This window comes from Chryseobacterium sp. SIMBA_029 (assembly GCF_046535275.1).
GTDB lineage: Bacteria > Bacteroidota > Bacteroidia > Flavobacteriales > Weeksellaceae > Chryseobacterium.
The window spans coordinates 118719-136524 of record NZ_JAWRXA010000001.1 but is presented as its reverse complement, the minus strand read 5'-3'; the positions used below and the strand labels follow the sequence as shown (position 1 = coordinate 136524).

At 34.7% G+C, this 17806-nt stretch carries 17 protein-coding genes; 1 reads left to right on the top strand and 16 read right to left on the bottom strand.

Annotated features, from left to right (window positions below; genetic code table 11):
• Window positions 1–53 precede the first annotated feature (53 nt).
• The 16 genes from SB679_RS00620 to SB679_RS00545 form a co-directional block, all read right to left on the bottom strand.
• Complete coding sequence (locus SB679_RS00620) at window positions 54–1223, bottom strand: class I SAM-dependent methyltransferase (RefSeq protein WP_410700308.1); 1170 nt, start codon at window positions 1221–1223, stop codon at window positions 54–56.
• Between the two features lie 23 nt (window positions 1224–1246).
• Window positions 1247–1633: a GxxExxY protein gene (locus SB679_RS00615; protein WP_410700307.1), complete on the bottom strand. Its 387-nt coding sequence runs from the start codon at window positions 1631–1633 to the stop codon at window positions 1247–1249.
• Between the two features lie 441 nt (window positions 1634–2074).
• Window positions 2075–2515: a DinB family protein gene (locus SB679_RS00610; protein WP_410700306.1), complete on the bottom strand. Its 441-nt coding sequence runs from the start codon at window positions 2513–2515 to the stop codon at window positions 2075–2077.
• 52 nt (window positions 2516–2567) lie between these two features.
• The gene (locus tag SB679_RS00605; protein ID WP_410700305.1) at window positions 2568–3728 is read right to left on the bottom strand and encodes a methylmalonyl-CoA mutase family protein; all 1161 of its coding nucleotides are present in this window, start codon (window positions 3726–3728) and stop codon (window positions 2568–2570) included.
• Window positions 3729–3807: 79 nt separating this feature from the next.
• Window positions 3808–4167, bottom strand: a complete 360-nt coding sequence (locus tag SB679_RS00600) for an FtsB family cell division protein (protein ID WP_410700304.1) — start codon at window positions 4165–4167, stop codon at window positions 3808–3810.
• A gap of 1 nt (window position 4168) precedes the next feature.
• Complete coding sequence (gene udk / locus SB679_RS00595) at window positions 4169–4783, bottom strand: uridine kinase (protein WP_410700303.1); 615 nt, start codon at window positions 4781–4783, stop codon at window positions 4169–4171.
• A 129-nt stretch (window positions 4784–4912) separates the two neighbouring features.
• Window positions 4913–6757: a T9SS type A sorting domain-containing protein gene (locus SB679_RS00590; RefSeq protein WP_410700302.1), complete on the bottom strand. Its 1845-nt coding sequence runs from the start codon at window positions 6755–6757 to the stop codon at window positions 4913–4915.
• 155 nt (window positions 6758–6912) lie between these two features.
• Window positions 6913–7218 carry an ATP-dependent Clp protease adaptor ClpS gene (locus tag SB679_RS00585; RefSeq protein WP_410700301.1) on the bottom strand — a complete coding sequence of 102 codons (306 nt, stop codon included), beginning with the start codon at window positions 7216–7218 and terminating at the stop codon, window positions 6913–6915.
• A gap of 10 nt (window positions 7219–7228) precedes the next feature.
• Window positions 7229–8587: a hemolysin family protein gene (locus SB679_RS00580; protein WP_410700300.1), complete on the bottom strand. Its 1359-nt coding sequence runs from the start codon at window positions 8585–8587 to the stop codon at window positions 7229–7231.
• A gap of 103 nt (window positions 8588–8690) precedes the next feature.
• Window positions 8691–9557, bottom strand: a complete 867-nt coding sequence (gene atpG, locus SB679_RS00575) for an ATP synthase F1 subunit gamma (RefSeq protein ID WP_410700299.1) — start codon at window positions 9555–9557, stop codon at window positions 8691–8693.
• An 84-nt stretch (window positions 9558–9641) separates the two neighbouring features.
• Window positions 9642–11219 (bottom strand): F0F1 ATP synthase subunit alpha, encoded by a 1578-nt coding sequence (gene atpA, locus SB679_RS00570; RefSeq protein ID WP_034711422.1) that lies wholly within the window; start codon window positions 11217–11219, stop codon window positions 9642–9644.
• 18 nt (window positions 11220–11237) lie between these two features.
• Window positions 11238–11777: an ATP synthase F1 subunit delta gene (atpH, locus tag SB679_RS00565; protein ID WP_034711423.1), complete on the bottom strand. Its 540-nt coding sequence runs from the start codon at window positions 11775–11777 to the stop codon at window positions 11238–11240.
• Window positions 11778–11779: 2 nt separating this feature from the next.
• On the bottom strand, window positions 11780–12274 hold the full coding sequence (locus SB679_RS00560) for a F0F1 ATP synthase subunit B (protein ID WP_034711424.1): 495 nt from the start codon (window positions 12272–12274) through the stop codon (window positions 11780–11782).
• 105 nt (window positions 12275–12379) lie between these two features.
• Window positions 12380–12598: an ATP synthase F0 subunit C gene (locus SB679_RS00555; protein WP_034711425.1), complete on the bottom strand. Its 219-nt coding sequence runs from the start codon at window positions 12596–12598 to the stop codon at window positions 12380–12382.
• 32 nt (window positions 12599–12630) lie between these two features.
• Window positions 12631–13767, bottom strand: a complete 1137-nt coding sequence (gene atpB / locus SB679_RS00550) for a F0F1 ATP synthase subunit A (protein WP_410700298.1) — start codon at window positions 13765–13767, stop codon at window positions 12631–12633.
• A 723-nt stretch (window positions 13768–14490) separates the two neighbouring features.
• Window positions 14491–15948 (bottom strand): T9SS type A sorting domain-containing protein, encoded by a 1458-nt coding sequence (locus tag SB679_RS00545; protein WP_410700297.1) that lies wholly within the window; start codon window positions 15946–15948, stop codon window positions 14491–14493.
• Between the two features lie 415 nt (window positions 15949–16363).
• On the opposite strand from SB679_RS00545, the gene ffh reads away from it, so the two are divergent.
• Window positions 16364–17722, top strand: a complete 1359-nt coding sequence (ffh, locus tag SB679_RS00540) for a signal recognition particle protein (protein WP_034711429.1) — start codon at window positions 16364–16366, stop codon at window positions 17720–17722.
• Window positions 17723–17806 lie beyond the last annotated feature (84 nt).

Sequence of the window (17806 nt, the reverse complement as noted above, 5' to 3'; positions counted from 1 at the left end):
TTAAATTTTAGATTGCCCAAAATTAAGAAATCCTACATTTTATGGCAACATTTTTATACTGATTTTAAAATAATTTTACCTTTTTTGGATTGTGTAAAAATAAGGTAGCTTTCTCCACCGTCTTTTAATCCATATTTCTTTTTGATTTCCTCAGATTTTAAAGGATAGTTTTTTGAGATGATATTAAACTGTTCTTTCTTTTTAACCTGCTTACCATCAATCACTTCCATCTCTATTACTCTTCCCGGGAAGTTGGGTATCTTATCATTTGAAGTGTAAATATGGGTATTTGAATGCAGCTTTTTAAGTCCGAATTTTTTTGAAATTAAATTGAAAATTCCCGCTTTTAAAATTGAATTATTGGGAATATAAATGAACTTTTCGGGATCTGAGTATTCAGATTGGGCATTTTCTTCGTCTCCAAATTGATATTCAAGCTCAAACTCTTCACTTTCCAGGTTCACACATTTACAGATAATCTGTCCTGAATTTTTTCCGGAAAGAAAAACAACGACCTCTTTTACATCATTTTTTAATGCAATAATTTCTATTCTGAAAATATTCGGCAAAACAGAAACCAAGTATTTCAGATCAATTAAAGGCGATAATTTGATCACCACTTCATTTGAAATAGAAATAAGTTTATCCTGAATTTCTATAATATTGGGCGACAGGTCTTCCAGCAGAAAAACTTTATTTTTGTTTTGGTCTCTTCTTGCAGGATCCAGATAAATAACGTCAAATGTATTGTGGTTTTCAGCAAGAAAGTCTTCCAATTTTTGGTTGATAAATCTTGCTTTTTTTTCTAAAACGCCCCAATTGTGTGCGACAATCTCTAAAAGCTCTGAATTTTGCTCTATCAAAGTGATTTCTTCAAAATTTCGAGAAAGATAGTAAGCATCAATCCCAAATCCGCTGGTAAGATCTATAAAAGTTTTTCCTTTCAGAATATTTGATTTATAGAGAGCAGTTTTCTCAGAGGAAGCCTGTTCCAGATTAAGCTGTGGCGGAAAAATTATTCCTTCTTTTAGTAAAAACGGGAATTTTTTCTGTGCCGTTTGCTTTCCTTTGATTTGTTGAACGATTTCCTGTATGGAAATGTCAGGAAATGGCGATTTTTTCAATAATAATGCATGCAGGTCTGAATGCAGATTAGCATTGATATAGTTTTGTACTTCTTTATTCAATAGTTTTTTTCCCACAGATCTCAAAAATGATTGCATTTATTTTTATCGTGAAGCTTTAATTAATCTAAAATCCCATTTATTTTTCTGAATATACTTTTATCGATATAGTCTGTATTAAAATTTACTAAAAGACCCAGTTTTAAATCTGTTAATTTTAAATAAGTCAACAATTGCTGGTGATGTATATTCTGAATTTCTACTATCGCTTTTACTTCAATAATAACTTTATTTTCAACAATAATATCAGCGATAAAACTAGAATCTATAAAAGTATCTCTATATTTTATTTTCATTGGAACTTGAGTTTTAACCTGTAGTCCATTATTTTGAAGCTCATAAGCTAAAACATTTTCATACACCTTTTCTAACAGACCGGGTCCAAGTTCATTATATACTGAAAATATGGATTTTCTGACATAAAAGCTTATCTCATTTTCTTTCATCATGAATGTGTTTTTTGTGTTTATGAAAATTACACAAAATTTATATTTGTGCACAATAATCTGTGAAAATTTGTGTAATCTGTGGTCACATATTTTTTTATTTGACCACAGATTTTCGCAGATTAACACAGATGCTTATTTTATAAAAATAATTTACCAGTATAGCGGTAAGTCCCTTTTTGTTTGAGATTTACACAAATTTATATGTGTGCATGATCATTTGTGAAAATTCGTGTAATCTGTGGTCACATATTTTTTTATTTGACCACAGATTTTCGCAGATTAACACAGATGTTTATTTTATAAAAATAATCTACCGGTATAGCAGTAAGTCCATTTTTTTTTCATCGTTTGTGCATAATCATCTGTGAAAATTCGTGTTATCTGTGATTAAAAATCTTATCTATTTTATTGACCACAGATTTCGCGGATTTGCACAGATACTTATCTTTTATAAAAAATATAGTCTGTCAATATAGGGGTAAGTCCACTTTGTTTCAGTAAAGAATTGATTTGTCCTCTATGGTAGGTTGAGTGGTTGACTGCATGAAACAACATTTCAAAAATGCTGTTTTCAAACTTTGTGCCTTTGGAATTCTGATATTCTATTCTTTTGTCCAGATCATAATTATTCAGAATTCCGATGGTTTTTACATGGTTTCTATCATTAATTTCCTCCAAATTTTCAAAAGGATTGATCTGCCATACTTCAAAAGTCTTTTCACCCAGAATGCGGGAATTCCAGATTTGTTGAGCATTTAACGTATGATTAATTAAATTGATCGTTTTATCATCAACTGTAGATACATTTTCTGAAATATATTGAATCATTTGCTTATTGAAATGATGGGTATATTCAAACAAGTCAATCAGTTTTTCATTCATTGCTCGAGGATATTAGTATGAAAAGAAAAAATAAGCCTTTTTTCATTGTCATTTATTCAAACATTTCTGCCCAACGAACAGCTTTGATTTCTTTTTCGTTATATAGTTCTGCAACAGACTTTTTAGCGTCTAATTTTGGATACAAATTAACTCCGATCAGCTTTATTTTGCCCTCTTCTACCCATTTTTGTTCTTCTACAGCGTGATCAAAGATCTTTTTCTGGATCACACCTTGCTGTAAAAGCTCAAGATACCCTCCTGCTTCCTCAATCTCTACAAATAAAGCCCAGGATTTCTCAGCGATCTGTTTCGTAATATCTTCTACGTAATAACTTCCGTTGGAAGCATCTTCGAAGACATTGATAATACTTTCATAGGCCAGAACGATCTGCTGCTTAAACGAGATCTCTTCTGAGTTCTCCGTACTTTTTCCTACACGGTAATTGGTACTGAAAACTGCATCAGCTCCACCAATCATTGCCGCGGCAAGTTCCAGTGTGGAACGGATAAGGTTATTTTCGCTGTCAGCAACCGCTTTATTTCTCAACGAAGTCTCAGCAAAAATATAAGGGATTTCGTTTTGGTTATATTCTTTTGAAAATTGATTGAAAATAATCTTAAAGGCTCTGAGTTTGGCCATTTCAAAGAAATAATTTCCTCCTACAGCCACTCTGAAAATCAGTTTATGTAAGATTTCAGGGCCATAAACTTCTATCAATTCTTTAGCTTTGGCTAATGCAATAGCCAACTGCTGGTAGATGGCAGCACCTGCATTCTGATGAAGAGAAATGTCTACACAGATATTTCTTTTGAAATTTTTTGCTAATAATTCTTTGGCCAGCTGATCATCAACACCACCTTTTTCATCGAAAACATCGATTAACGAAAAATACTGGTCTTCTTCTGCCGGGCTGATATGTCCTGCAAGATCTTTATTATTGACGAAAACTGTTTTCTGTTCAAGGTTTTCTACGTTTTGATCTAAGAGAAATGCAAATACATCATCTTCTAAACTTTCATGATATCTGGCAACCAAATGGGTATTTTCTTCAACTTTTGGCAGGTTTGCCAATGGTTTTTGAACAGAGCTATAGAAAGGTTTTACATCGATGCCTTCTAAGTTTTCTTTCTTAAGGATCGTGTAAATATCTTCTGATTTAAGCTGTTTCTCTACGAGTTTTTCCCAATCCGGAAGTATATCTGTATTTAACATTGAGTTCAAAGTTATGAGCGTTAATGAGTGACTTGTGAATGTTACTGCGCAAATGAATTAATCATTTATTCACTATGAATTATTTTTTCTTCGGAATATTAGTGCTATCTACTACTAAAATGAAAATTTCCTCATTTGGTTTTTTCATAAAATAATTTTCTCTGGCGTATTTTTCTTTTTCCGATTTATTATTCATCAGTTTTTTATAAAACGTATCATTTTTTTCGTATTCCGCTTTATAATAGGTCAATTGATCTTCGTATCGGTTGATTTCGCCGTTGAGTTCATTAATTACCAAAAATGAGGTCTTATCAAAAAAGGTCATCCAGACCAGGAAAAGGCATATCGTAATGGTGTACTTATTCAAAAAGATTTTTTGAATTTTTTTCAGCGTTTCAGATTTTGGCTGTATGTCTTTGATAAGGTTATTTTCTTTCATTTTAATGTTTTCTTAACGAGTTTTTAATAACGGTAGTTAAAAAATCAATCGCTACGGAATTCTGCTTCATATTGGGAATAATAAGATCGGCATCATTTTTAGATGGTTCGATGAATTCCTGGTGCATCGGCTTCAGAGTTGTCTGATAACGGTGCAATACTTCACTCAGGTCTCTTCCCCTTTCCTGGGTATCTCTCCTGATCCGCCTGATTAATCTTTCGTCTGAATCTGCGTGAACGAATACTTTCAAGTCAAATTCTTTCAATAATTCTTTATTGGTAAGTACCAAAATTCCTTCTACTACCAATACATTCTTAGGTTCTACAGTTACATGATCCCCAGTTCTGGAATGCGTCACAAAGCTGTAAATGGGCTGTTCTATAGACTCATTATTTTTTAAAGCTTTTACATGTTTCAACATCAATTCAAAATCTATGGACTTGGGATGATCGTAATTCAACGCTTCTCTTTCCGTCAGTGTAAGATTTGGGTTATCGTGATAATAATTATCCTGAGAAAGGATGTTCATTCCTTCAATATCAAGCTGCTGAAGTATTTTATCAACAACTGTAGTTTTGCCGGAGCCTGTACCCCCTGCAATTCCTATTACAAGCATTCTTTTTTTGTTTCTTTATAGTTTTACAAATATACTATTTTAGTTGAATGCAAGTAAAGTAATCCCTATACAAATTGATATTCAAAAAAATCCGATGCCAAAACACCGGATTTAAAAAGATTTTTCTATTTATTTTTTGATAAATTTCGTTGACAGGCTGATATCTTTTATGATTAACATATAGTTTCCGGTCTGAAGGTTTGATACATCAATTGTACTGTTGCTATTTACCTTGGCCTCCATCACTTTTCTCCCTTCCATATTATAAATTTCGACTTTTTCCTCTTTATTTCCCTGTAATGAAACATGTAAAAGATCAGAAACCGGATTTGGATATACTGACACCGTATTTTCTTTACCTGTGTCTCTGGTACTCAGTGTACAGCTGTATTCCGGAAGTACATATCCCGCCGATGTAAATTCCTGCGTCATAGCCATGACATCGCTACAACTGAACCCGAACTGGCCCATCATATCGATTGCGGCCTGTCTCACAGCGATTGCTGCATTTTGCTGATTGGTAGTGGAAGTAGTCATTGCTAACCCTTCTAAAAAGGCTCTGTCAGTTTTTTCTTTACCAATCTTATCATAAATTCTCATCAATGCTGCCGACCAAATCTGCGCCTTATCATAAAAAGATCCTGATCCGGGATATACCATAGTTGTATTGGTTATCCTTCCTGCCCAGCAGCTATTATGACCATCCCAATTGAATACCCAGTTATATTGCGGTGCGGAAGAGCTCCACTGGTTTAAACTTCTGCTGTATGACTGTGCCCAATAATCTCCACAACCTTCACTCAATCCATCATTATTTGAAACACCTCCGGAGAGCCAGTGATGGATTCCGTGGCCTAATTCGTGAAGGATAACGTCTGCATCTTCTGCATCGTCTACACATCCTTGTCCAAATTCAAGGGTTCCGGCAGTTGTATATTGTGAATTATCGGCTCCGCCTAGCGCATGCGGGTCATACACAACGGCGCCGGCATTGGTTGCAGGTCGGCATAAGATATTTAAGGTTTCATTGATGTATCTTAAACTTTTATCAATGTGCCAAAAAGCATTCACTGCTTCAAAACCAAGCTCACTCCTGTTAAACAAAAACTGATTGGTAGACTGCGTAAATAATCCGGTAGCAGGGCTACTTAATTCTCTTATTTCTACGTAAGCATTTTTTAATTTGTATTGTCCGCCAGCTAACTCAATATCAGATAAAGTCACCAAACTTCTGGCATTATCTAAGCTGGCATTGGTTGCATTGTTATTATCCACATACTGTCCTCCATATGTGACACCCATTCTGGATAAAGGATCGGCATCAAAAACATAGCCTGCACCTGATGCTTTAAAAGTGGTTTTATTTTCAGGGATTTCTTCTTTGTTTATTTTCTGTTTTGCAGGCTTATCTCCTTCTTTATGATGGTGAACGGCAATGTCTTTAACACTGATTACGGCTCCGGACTTAGCATCAACAATCGTTTCCCAGCTTCCTGGGTTATCGTGGGAATTGAGAATAACTCTATAGACAAGTTTTGTTTTACCATCTCCGGTAATGTAAATGAATAATTTATTTTCCTCATATGTCACTTCTCCAGCTGCTTTAGAAGCAACATATGCTTTATTCCTAGCTTCGGAAGCAGAAAAAGCAGGAACTACATCAACTTCAGTAAGGCCTCTTTTCACACCTTCTGTTGCCGTAAAGTTCATTTTGCCTTCTTTGTTAAAGTGGATAACAATTTCCGACTGGAAAACGGGAACATCTTTAACCGTTTGCTGAAAGCGAAGCGTCTCACCGGTATTTCCCTTCCTTACAGAGCTCAGTGTAAAGTTGCTGAAATTCTGGATTCCAATACTTCTGGAGTTTTCATTGATCCATTTTTTTGCAGGGGTTTCCAAAGGAGATTGCTGAGCTGCTAAAAAAGTACAGGAAAATGCACAGCCCAGAACTAAAGAATTAATTCTTAATTTCATATTTGTATTCTATTGAGAAAGCTAAATTAAAAAAAGATTCTCAAAAAAACTAGTTAGTATGGAAGCGGATTATAAAAATTGTCTTATCATAAAGTTTAAAACCACCTCAGAAAAGCAGATAATAAAAAAGCTCTGACCAATGCCAGAGCTTTTTCTTATACTATTTCGCTTGTTAATTCCCTTGAAAGCAATCTTTCATGCATAGGCTTCAAAAGATCTATTGAGCCTGTTTTTACGGTGCATTTGCCTTTGTAATGAATCAACATGGTACATTGCTCGGCCTGCTCCGGGGTATGTTTACAGATTTCGATAAGACAATCAATCACATAATCAAAAGTATGGATGTCGTCGTTATGCAGAATTAATTTATAAACATCATCTGTTTCGTCCAAAACGAGAACTTCTTCTTCATATTTACGTTTTGGATCTTCGTAATCTCTTATACCGTTAAAAAATATCATTCTTACTTATTTAAACTTCTCCTAATTTATCAGCCAAATCATTGATGCTGTTTGGCGCTTCATAGACCAATTCTACGAGTTCTACACTCTTATTATTCATTTTCAAAATCTTGAAATGATAATTTTCCAGATCAAACTCCTGATTTTCTTCCGGAATATCTTCTAATTCGTGAAGGATAAAACCGGCAAGTGAGTTGTATTCGCTTTCTTCAGAAAGGGGTAATTTTTTAGGTAAATGTTCATTAATCTCATCCAAAGGCTGTGTAGCCTGAACCCAATAGGTATTGTCAGCGATTTTATCCACCAATTTCTCTTCATCATCCTCTTCATCCTGAATTTCACCGACAAGCTCTTCCAGAATATCTTCCAGGGTAACGATTCCTTCAGTACCACCAAATTCGTCAATAACAATGGCAAGGTGCTGTTTTTTCTGCTGAAAGGTCTTTAACAGGTCTGAAATCTTCTTACTTCCTACCACGAAAAAGGTATCACGCATCAAATCTTTAAGATCTTCATGGGTAAGATCTCCTTTTCTTTTAACAAATTCCCTGATAATTTCCTTGGTATAGAAAATACCAATCACATTATCGATGGAATCCTCATACACAGGAATACGTGAGTATCCGCTGTCCATGATTTCGTTGATGATATCATTGACATCTTCTTTGAAATCGATAGATGTAATATTCTGTCTCGGAACCATGATCTGCTTGGCAGAATGATCTGTAAAATCAAATGCATTTTTAATGATCTCATAGTTCTCCTCCTCAATTTCACCACTGTCCGCACTTTGTTTTACCAAAAGCTGTAATTCTTCTGTTGAGTGAATTTCCTGTTCAGAAGCAGGATGAATTTTCAGAAGTCTTAAAAATCCATTGGACATGATGTTCATCAACCAGATGAATGGTTTAAAGACGGTATAAAAAACTCTCAGAGGAACGGCTGTTGCCATGGTAGTGGCTTCCGATTTTCTGATCGCAATTGATTTAGGTATAAGTTCTCCGAATACAATATGCATTACGGTAATTAATACAAAACTGGTAACCACTGAAATGGTGGTAATGGTTGTTTCCGCCAGATCAATATGTAAAGAGCTGAAAATATTTTGAACGACGTGATGTAAAGCACTCTCACCTACCCAACCCAAGGCCAGGGATGCTAAGGTAATACCTAATTGTGTGGCAGAAAGATATTCATCAAGATGCTTGATAATGTGTTCCGCCTGCTTAGCCATAGAATTCCCTTCTGCAGCTTTTAACTGGATTTGTGAATAACGTACTTTAACAATTGAAAATTCTGCGGCTACGAAGAAACCATTTAGTAAAACAAGAAATAAGGCTAGCAAAAGCCTGACTATGTCCGAATCCATTTAGAAGTTGTATAATTTTATTGGTACAAAGATATACAAAATAAAAATAATAAAAAAAGCATCGATATACTCGATGCTTGTAATATTTTGTTAAAGAGATTCTTTATGAATTCTTTAAGGCTTCTGCTCCTGAAACAATTTCTAAGATTTCGTTTGTAATAGCAGCCTGTCTTGCTTTGTTGTAATAGATTACCAAATCGTTCTTCATGGCCTGAGCGTTGTCTGTTGCTTTATGCATGGCAGTCATTCTCGCTCCGTGCTCAGATGCTACTGAATCTAAAACCGCTTTGAAAACCTGAGTTTTGATAGATTTTGGAATTAAGTTGTCCAAAATTTCATTTTTGTTAGGTTCAAAGATATAATCAGCCTCTACTCCAGGTTCTTCTGTGTTTTCAGGCATTAAGATAGGAAGTAATTGTTCTACAGTAACTTCTTGAGTAGCAGCATTTACAAATTTATTATAAATAACATAAACTTCGTCAAACTTGCCTTCTTTGAAGCTGGTCATTGCCGCTTCCGTAAGGTTAGAAACTGCATCGAAGTTCAGGTTATCAAAAACAGAACTTCCGTTTGCATATACATTACGGCTTCTTCTTACGGCATCATATCCTTTTTTACCGATGGTAAGCACTTCAATCTCATATTGAGAATTATTCTGAAACTGAATATTAAGCTCTTTTACAATCGATGAGTTAAAAGCACCTGCCAGACCTCTGTTTGAAGTCACAGCGATAAAAAGTATTCTTTTAACCTCTCTTTTTTGGGCATAAATAGAAACCTGATCAGGATCTGAACTAGAATTTACATTCTGGATGATTTCTTGTAGTTTTTCAGAATAAGGTCTTAACATCACGATGGCATCCTGCGCTTTTTTTAGTTTCGCTGCAGAAACCATTTTCATAGCACGGGTAATCTGCATCGTAGATGAAATTGAACTGATTCTTCCTCGTATTTCTTTTAAGTTTGCCATATTGGGTTAGTTGTTGGTTGTCGGTTGTTGGTTGCTAGTTTTAGAAAATTCCGTCAACTATCAACCAACAATCATCAACTAATTTTAGTTATATTTAGAAGCCAAATCGTTAGCCGCCTGCTTAAGAACTGCTGTAATATCGTTATCGATTTTTCCAGCTTTAAGAGCAGCCATTGTATCTGGATGCTTAGATCTTAGGAATTCGATATATTCTTTTTGGAATTCTTTTACTTTTCTGATCGGAACGTTTCTCATTAAGTTCTCTGTTCCAGCGTAGATCATTGCCACCTGGCTATCTACAGGAAGAGGAGAGTTTACCGGCTGCTTAAGAAGCTCAACGTTTCTTTCTCCTTTAGAGATTACTGCTAAAGTAGAAGCATCAAGGTCAGAACCGAATTTAGCAAATGCTTCCAATTCTTTATATTGAGCCTGGTCTAATTTAAGAGTACCAGAAACTTTTTTCATTGATTTGATCTGCGCGTTACCACCTACTCTTGATACAGAGATCCCTACGTTGATTGCAGGACGAACCCCAGAGTTGAATAGATCAGACTCCAAGAAGATCTGTCCGTCAGTAATAGAGATTACGTTTGTTGGAATATATGCAGAAACGTCACCAGCCTGAGTTTCGATAATTGGAAGTGCAGTTAATGAACCGCCTCCTTTTACGATTGGTCTTAATGAATCAGGTAAGTCGTTCATCTGTCTCGCGATATTGTCATCAGCAATTACTTTTGCTGCTCTTTCCAATAATCTTGAGTGAAGATAGAAAACGTCTCCAGGATAAGCTTCACGGCCCGGTGGTCTTCTTAATAGAAGTGAAAGCTCACGGTATGCAACCGCTTGTTTAGATAAATCATCATAAATGATCAATGCCGGTCTACCAGTGTCTCTGAAGAATTCACCGATAGAAGCTCCTGCCATTGCAGAATATACCTGCATTGGAACTGGATCTGATGCATTAGCAGCAACAATTACAGTATATGCTAAAGCTCCTTTATCAGAAAGCGTTTTAACGATTTGAGCTACTGTAGATGCTTTCTGTCCGATTGCAACATATATACAATATACTGGGTTACCAGCATCAAAAAATTCTTTTTGGTTGATGATCGTATCGATAGCAACAGTAGTTTTACCTGTCTGTCTGTCACCGATGATCAATTCTCTTTGTCCTCTTCCTACAGGGATCATAGAGTCGATAGCAACGATACCTGTTTGTAAAGGTTCAGTTACTGGCTGTCTGAAGATAACTCCAGGAGCCTTTCTTTCCAATGGCATTTCGTATAATTCTCCTGAGATAGGACCTTTACCATCGATAGGATTACCAAGAGTATCTACTACTCTTCCTAACATTCCTTCTCCTACTTTGATAGAAGAGATTCTGTTTGTTCTTCTTACTGTATCTCCTTCTCTTACTAATTTACTTTCCCCAAGTAAAGCAACCCCTACGTTGTCTTCTTCAAGGTTTAGTACAATACCTTCTACATCACTAGAAAATTTCACCAACTCTCCGTATTGTACGTTTTCTAACCCGTATACACGAGCAATACCATCACCGATGGTTAAAACTGTACCTACTTCCTCAACATTTGATTGAGTATCGAAGTTGGCCAATTGCTGTTTTAAGATCGCAGATACTTCTGCCGGATTTATTTCTGCCATTGTATGGTTTTTTTTTCTTTAATTTAATTGAAAATCTTTTTTAACTTGAGTAAGTTTAGTTTTCACAGATGCATCGATCTGCTGGTCTCCTACTCTTAGGACATATCCTCCTAAAATAGCAGGGTTTACATTTACTTTCAGGTCAAAGTTTGAACCAGCTTTTACTAAATCCGTAGATCTAAGGATTTGGTCAATATTTTCTTTTGAAAGTGACGTTGCAGTAGTCAAAGTTATTCTCTGTACTCCGTTAACATCTTCTACTTTATTGATATATTCCTGAGCGATATTTTTCAGCTGTGTCTCACGCCCCTGTCTGATCACTAATTTGATCATATTCTGGGAAGTTAATGATAAACTTTTGAAAATTTCGTGCGCTACTTCTATCTTCTTTTTAGAATCAATGTAAGGCGTTTGGAAAAATTTGTTTAAATCAACAGATTGAGCCATCAGCTTTACTACATCTTTCATTTCAGAAAATACAGCAGCCGTTTCTCCTGATTCATTGGTGAAATCAAGCAAACCTTGTGCGTATCTTTTAGCTACTTTAGATGTAAGCATTCTTAGTTAAGGTTAGATTTGTTTAAATAATTTTGAACCAACTCATTCTGAGCCTCAGTGTTGTCTAATTTTTGCTTCAAGATAGATTCAGCAATATTTACAGACAAGTTACCAATTTGAGATTTGATATCTGCCATAGCAGCATTTTTCTCTGACTGGATGCTTTGTCTAGCCGATTCGATTAATTTATCTCCTTCAGATTTAGCAATATCTTTAGCTTCACCTACGATTCTATCTTTAATTTCTCTGGCTTCTTTAAGGATCGCATCTCTTTCGATCTTAGCTTCACGAATGATTCTTTCGTTATCAGCTTTTAGCTCTTCCATTTCTTTTTTAGCCAATTTAGCTTGGTTCAATGCATCAACAATTGAAGTTTCTCTATCATTAACTGCATTAACGATTGGTTTCCAAGCGAATTTTGCTAGAATAAATAATAGGATAACAAAAGTAAGCGTCATCCAAAACAAAAGTCCAATTCCAGGTTCAATAATTCCCATATCTGTAAATTCTTTTTTTTAATGTAATTTATGGATCATTTTTTTAAAATTCTTAGCAGCAGCCAACCGCTTCACTGCTAAGAATATTTTCTTTGAGGATAATTATTACTTGATGAAAGCACCAAAGATAATAGCAATAAGACCAGCTCCTTCAATAAGACCTGCAGCAATAAGCATTGCTCCTTGAATCTTACCAGCTTGTTCTGGCTGTCTAGCGATAGCATCCATTGCATGCCCACCGATTTTACCGATACCAAGACCTACTCCTAGTACTGCTAAACCTATTCCTACGTAAATTAATCCTGCTCCAGTTGTGATGTCCATAATAAATAAATATTTAGTTAAAATTATTTTTCTTAGTGAGTATGCTCCTCATGGTGAGCATGAGCATGTTCGTGTTCGTGTTCTGCAACTGCAATACCGATAAACAATGCAGATAATACTGTAAATATATAAGCTTGTAATGCGGCAACTAATAGTTCTAATACCGAAACAAATAAAGCTAATGGTACAGATGCAAATCCTAAAAACGGAGATTTAAAAATAAAAATCAAAGATATAATTGCCAGAATCATGATGTGTCCTGCAGTTATGTTTGCGAAAAGTCGCATCATCAATGCAAAAGGTTTTGTGAACACCCCGATAATTTCAATCGGAACCATGATCGGATATAATAATATTGGAACCGGCGGCATGAAAATGTGCTTCCAGTAATCTTTATTAGCACTGAATAAAGTAATTAATAAAGTAATAATAGCCAGTACTGCAGTAATTGCAATGTTTCCGGTAAGGTTAGATCCTCCAGGAAAGAAAGGAATCAATCCAAAAAGGTTGTTGAACCAGATAAAGAAAAATGCTGTTAAAAGATAAGGCATATATCTTTTGTACTTTACAGAACCGATGTTTGGAATAGCCACTTCATCTCTGATAAATACAATTACAGGCTCTAATAATTTCCCTGCACCTTTTGGTAACTGAGATTTTTTATAGTTCCTTGCCATTCCTATGAATATGATTCCCATGAAAATTACTGACAAGAACATTGATGCTGCATTCTTAGTAATTGACATATCAAAGAATACTTCGTTTGATTTTTGTTTTCCACTAATGATTGAAAACAATGTAGCTTTCTGGATTCCTTTAGTAGAAACGACTTGTCCTTCTTCTAAAGTATAGCCATCATGATCATGTCCGTGAGCAATACTGCTTGAAAGGAAAGTATGCCATCCTTCGTTATCTTTAATGATCACAGGCAATGGAATAGAAACATGGTGCTCTTCACCGTTATCGTCTTTGGTAGTCCATAAATGCCATTCGTTAGAATCACCAATGTGTTCCATGATCATTTTGGTAGCATTGAATTTGTTGCCATCTTCTTTATGCTCTACTTTTTCAGCGGATTTTTCACCTTCAGAATCATGTTGTGCAGTAGCTAAACTGCTAATAAACACAAATAAAAATGCGAAAAATAATGAAGAAATCTTTCTGTTCATATCTCTTTTTTAATCGTGTGCAAATATATTGATTTTATTAAACTTTACCAATATTAAAAATTGATTTTTATCATCAAAAAAATCAAGACTTGTTAATGAGTTTTATTATGGGTATATATATAAGGAGTGAGCCTATAATAAAGCTTATAACAATAAAAAGAAAATTGGTTTTTGTTTTTTCTAATATTATTAAAGAAATAACCAACCAAATAAGGTCTTTAGAAATATTTATGACTAAAAATTTCATCCCTTCATCAGGCTTTTTGTATAAAAATTTCTTAAAAACAAAAAATACTGTCAAATTAAAAACAGCAAGTAAAAAAATAATGGTAAAGAAAATCATCCTCTAATTTTAAGCTTGAATTAACTATGAACGCAAACATAATAAAAATACCTTATAACAAACAATTTTCACAGATGATAAAAATTCTCTACTTCTTGAAAAATAAGCATCACATAAATAAAAACAGTTTTTCATTCCTGAGCTAAATTCTATGTAATGCTTTATTGCAATTTTATATAACCGTTGTGCATTTTAAATACTCCTATTTTAAATTGTTGATATTTCGGTTGAAATAGACTTCATTGATGAATCATATAACGGTTAAAGCTGTTGTTTTAGGCTAAGAAATTTGTTTTTAAAACTTTACAGGTTTTATTGAGTAATAATTCTGCAACAGACATTGTGTAAGCCAAAATTAAAAAAAACAAGAACTCTTTTGTTTACTCTTTAATAAGCTTTTTTGTAGAGGTTTTTCCATTTTCAAAGGTTACTTTTGCCATATAAACAGCTTTGGAAAGATCAGAAACATCAGAATTATTTTCTTTCACAGTTTTTAATAGTCTTCCATCAGCAGAGTAGATTTCTATCATATCAATTTTTTCTTTTGATCTATAAACCAGATCATGTTTTATAGGATTTTCAAAAGTTATCTCAGTATTATTTTTTACAGTTTCTGTCGTGGATAATGTAGCTGTATTAAATAAATATTTTATGATTACCGGATCATTGGCAAGACCCCCACTTACAAAGATTGAATTATCAAGAACTTTCATCTTACCCATACCGTAATCTACTAAATTAGGATCAGTTTCTATATACTCTCCAAAAGCGGTGTCTAAAGACCCATCCTGATGAAGCCTTGATATATAATATGTATAATGTGGATTATCTGGATTAGAACCATTGATAGTCATAGTACCTACAATATAGTAATACCCATCTTTTTCATAAAAATCATTTATATAATCATGTGCAGCAGTGCTACTGACATTAAACGTGGTATCAGGAGTTCCATCTGCATTTCTTCTTTTTAATGAAGAGGGACTACCTAACGCCGGCGATGAGAAATAAAGTATTCTGTTATTGGAATCTATTTTTGTTGGTAACTCTGAAAACCAATAATCAGAGAAAGGAACTTCACCATTATTACCAAAACCAGTCATCAGTTGACCATTTACAGTATATTTGATGATTTTATTAGTGTCTATTATAATAATATTGTTTTGATTATCCAGACAAGGTGGTTTTGATGAATGACCTACCAATTTTCCGTTATTGCCAAAGCTTCCATCCAATGTTCCGTCATCATTTAATCTATAGGTATATGTGGAGCCCCCACCTACTCCATCATTTGCAGTTACCAGTATTTTAGAACCCTGCTGTTTTATGTAAGAATTAAGATCTCCATTCACTATCATAATCGGAACATAGTTATTGGGAAATATCTTTACACCATTATTCGCAAATGCAGGATCAAGTTGCCCGTTAGCCAGTAATTGTACCAAATACAAGGTATGAGTATTGTTTGTACTATCATATCGGTTAAACAATAAATTCAACTTACCATTAGAACGTCTTAAAAAACCAGTGAGATAATTCCCAGGATAATTTACAGAAGCAATTCCCCCATTACCAAAAGTTAAATCCAGAGGGCCTGCGTAACTTGTAGTTTTGTAAATGTTTGCATTAGTATTTGCTGTACCCTGTGCATACCCCTGTATGTAAAATACACTTGATGAACCATCTACTAACTCTCCCAAATAGTCATTTTCATAAGGATAAGTAGAGTAAGTGTAAAATATACCATTCGATGCAAACGTAGGATCTTTAGAAATAATCTGTGCAAAAAAAGTCTGTGCTATAAAAATAGCAGAAATAATAATTGTTTTTTTCATCATGTTTTTGCGGCAAATATAAATAAATCACAAAACACATGGAATATAGTTATTAAACAAAATTTATAAAAATGATGTTTTAATTCAGCAATTATCTGCACTGCAACAATTTGAGACAAAATATTTCAATGCACTTTTTCAATAAATTATAAATTTTATATCAGGTATGTACTCCTCCTGACGCCATGATCATAGCACAGGAATTTTTAAGTTTAAAAATACTTAATAAAAAACAGAATAAAAAATACCATTAAAAATAATTAACCTCCATATGAATTGATGTGCTATTATCCGACAAACACGTTGTCCATACATAAACTTTACCTGGATAAATCCAGTACAATAAATAGTTATTAGATTTTAACCATCAGATATAGCAAAAATTCCCTATTTTTGCAAACTATAATTTACAATTAATATGTTTAATAGTTTACAGGATAAATTAGACAAAGCGCTTCATAATATTTCCGGGCGCGGAAAAATTACAGAGATCAATGTTGCCGAAACCGTAAAAGAAATTCGTAGAGCATTGGTGGATGCCGACGTTAACTATAAAGTTGCAAAAGACTTAACCAAAAGAGTTCAGGATAAAGCTTTAGGAGAAAACGTTCTTACCTCCCTTACTCCAGGACAGTTGATGACGAAGATTGTTCACGACGAATTGGTAGCCTTAATGGGGGGAACTCAGGAAGGAATCAATCTTTCCGGTAAGCCGTCTGTAATTCTTATCGCAGGTCTTCAGGGTTCCGGTAAAACAACCTTCTCTGGAAAACTTGCTAATTATTTAAAAACTAAGAAAAATAAAAAACCTTTATTGGTAGCTTGTGACGTTTACCGTCCGGCTGCTATTGAACAGTTGAAAGTATTGGGTGGCCAGATTGGTGTTCCTGTTTTCACTGAAGAAGGTGCTACCAATCCATCAACGATCGCTGAAAATGCAATCAATTTTGCAAAACAAAACGGACATGATGTTGTCATCGTGGATACTGCCGGACGTTTGGCAATTGACGAGCAGATGATGAACGAGATCAAATCTGTTCATTATTTCATCAAACCTAACGAAACACTATTTGTTGTTGACTCAATGACGGGTCAGGATGCTGTAAACACAGCAAAAGCGTTTAACGATGCTTTAAATTTTGATGGTGTTGTTTTAACGAAATTAGATGGTGATACTCGTGGGGGTGCTGCATTGACAATTCGTTCTGTTGTAGAGAAACCTATTAAATTTATCTCTACCGGTGAGAAAATGGAAGCATTAGATCTTTTCTATCCAGAAAGGATGGCCGACAGAATCTTAGGAATGGGAGACGTTGTTTCCTTAGTAGAAAGAGCTCAGGAACAATTTGATGAAGAGGAAGCTAAAAAACTTCACAAAAAAATTGCTAAGAATGAGTTCGGTTTCGACGACTTCTTAAAGCAGATCAACCAGATCAAGAAGATGGGTAACATGAAGGATTTGATGGGAATGATTCCGGGAGTTGGAAAAGCAATCAAGGATGTAGAAATCAGTGATGATGCATTCAAACATATTGAAGCTATTATTTATTCTATGACTCCGGACGAAAGAAGAAGACCTTCTATCATTAATTCTCAGAGAAAACAGAGAATTGCCAGAGGAGCAGGAAGAAAAATTGAAGATGTAAACCAGCTGATGAAACAGTTTGACCAGATGGGTAAAATGATGAAGATGATGCAGGGCCCTCAAGGAAAGCAGATGATGCAGATGATGAGTAAAATGCCTAATATGCCGGGCATGGGCGGAATGGGAAAATAATTCATTCAGAAAAATATAAATAAAGCTCTCAGAAATTCTGAGAGCTTTTTGTTTGTATATGACTCATCTTCTGACTTAGCAATG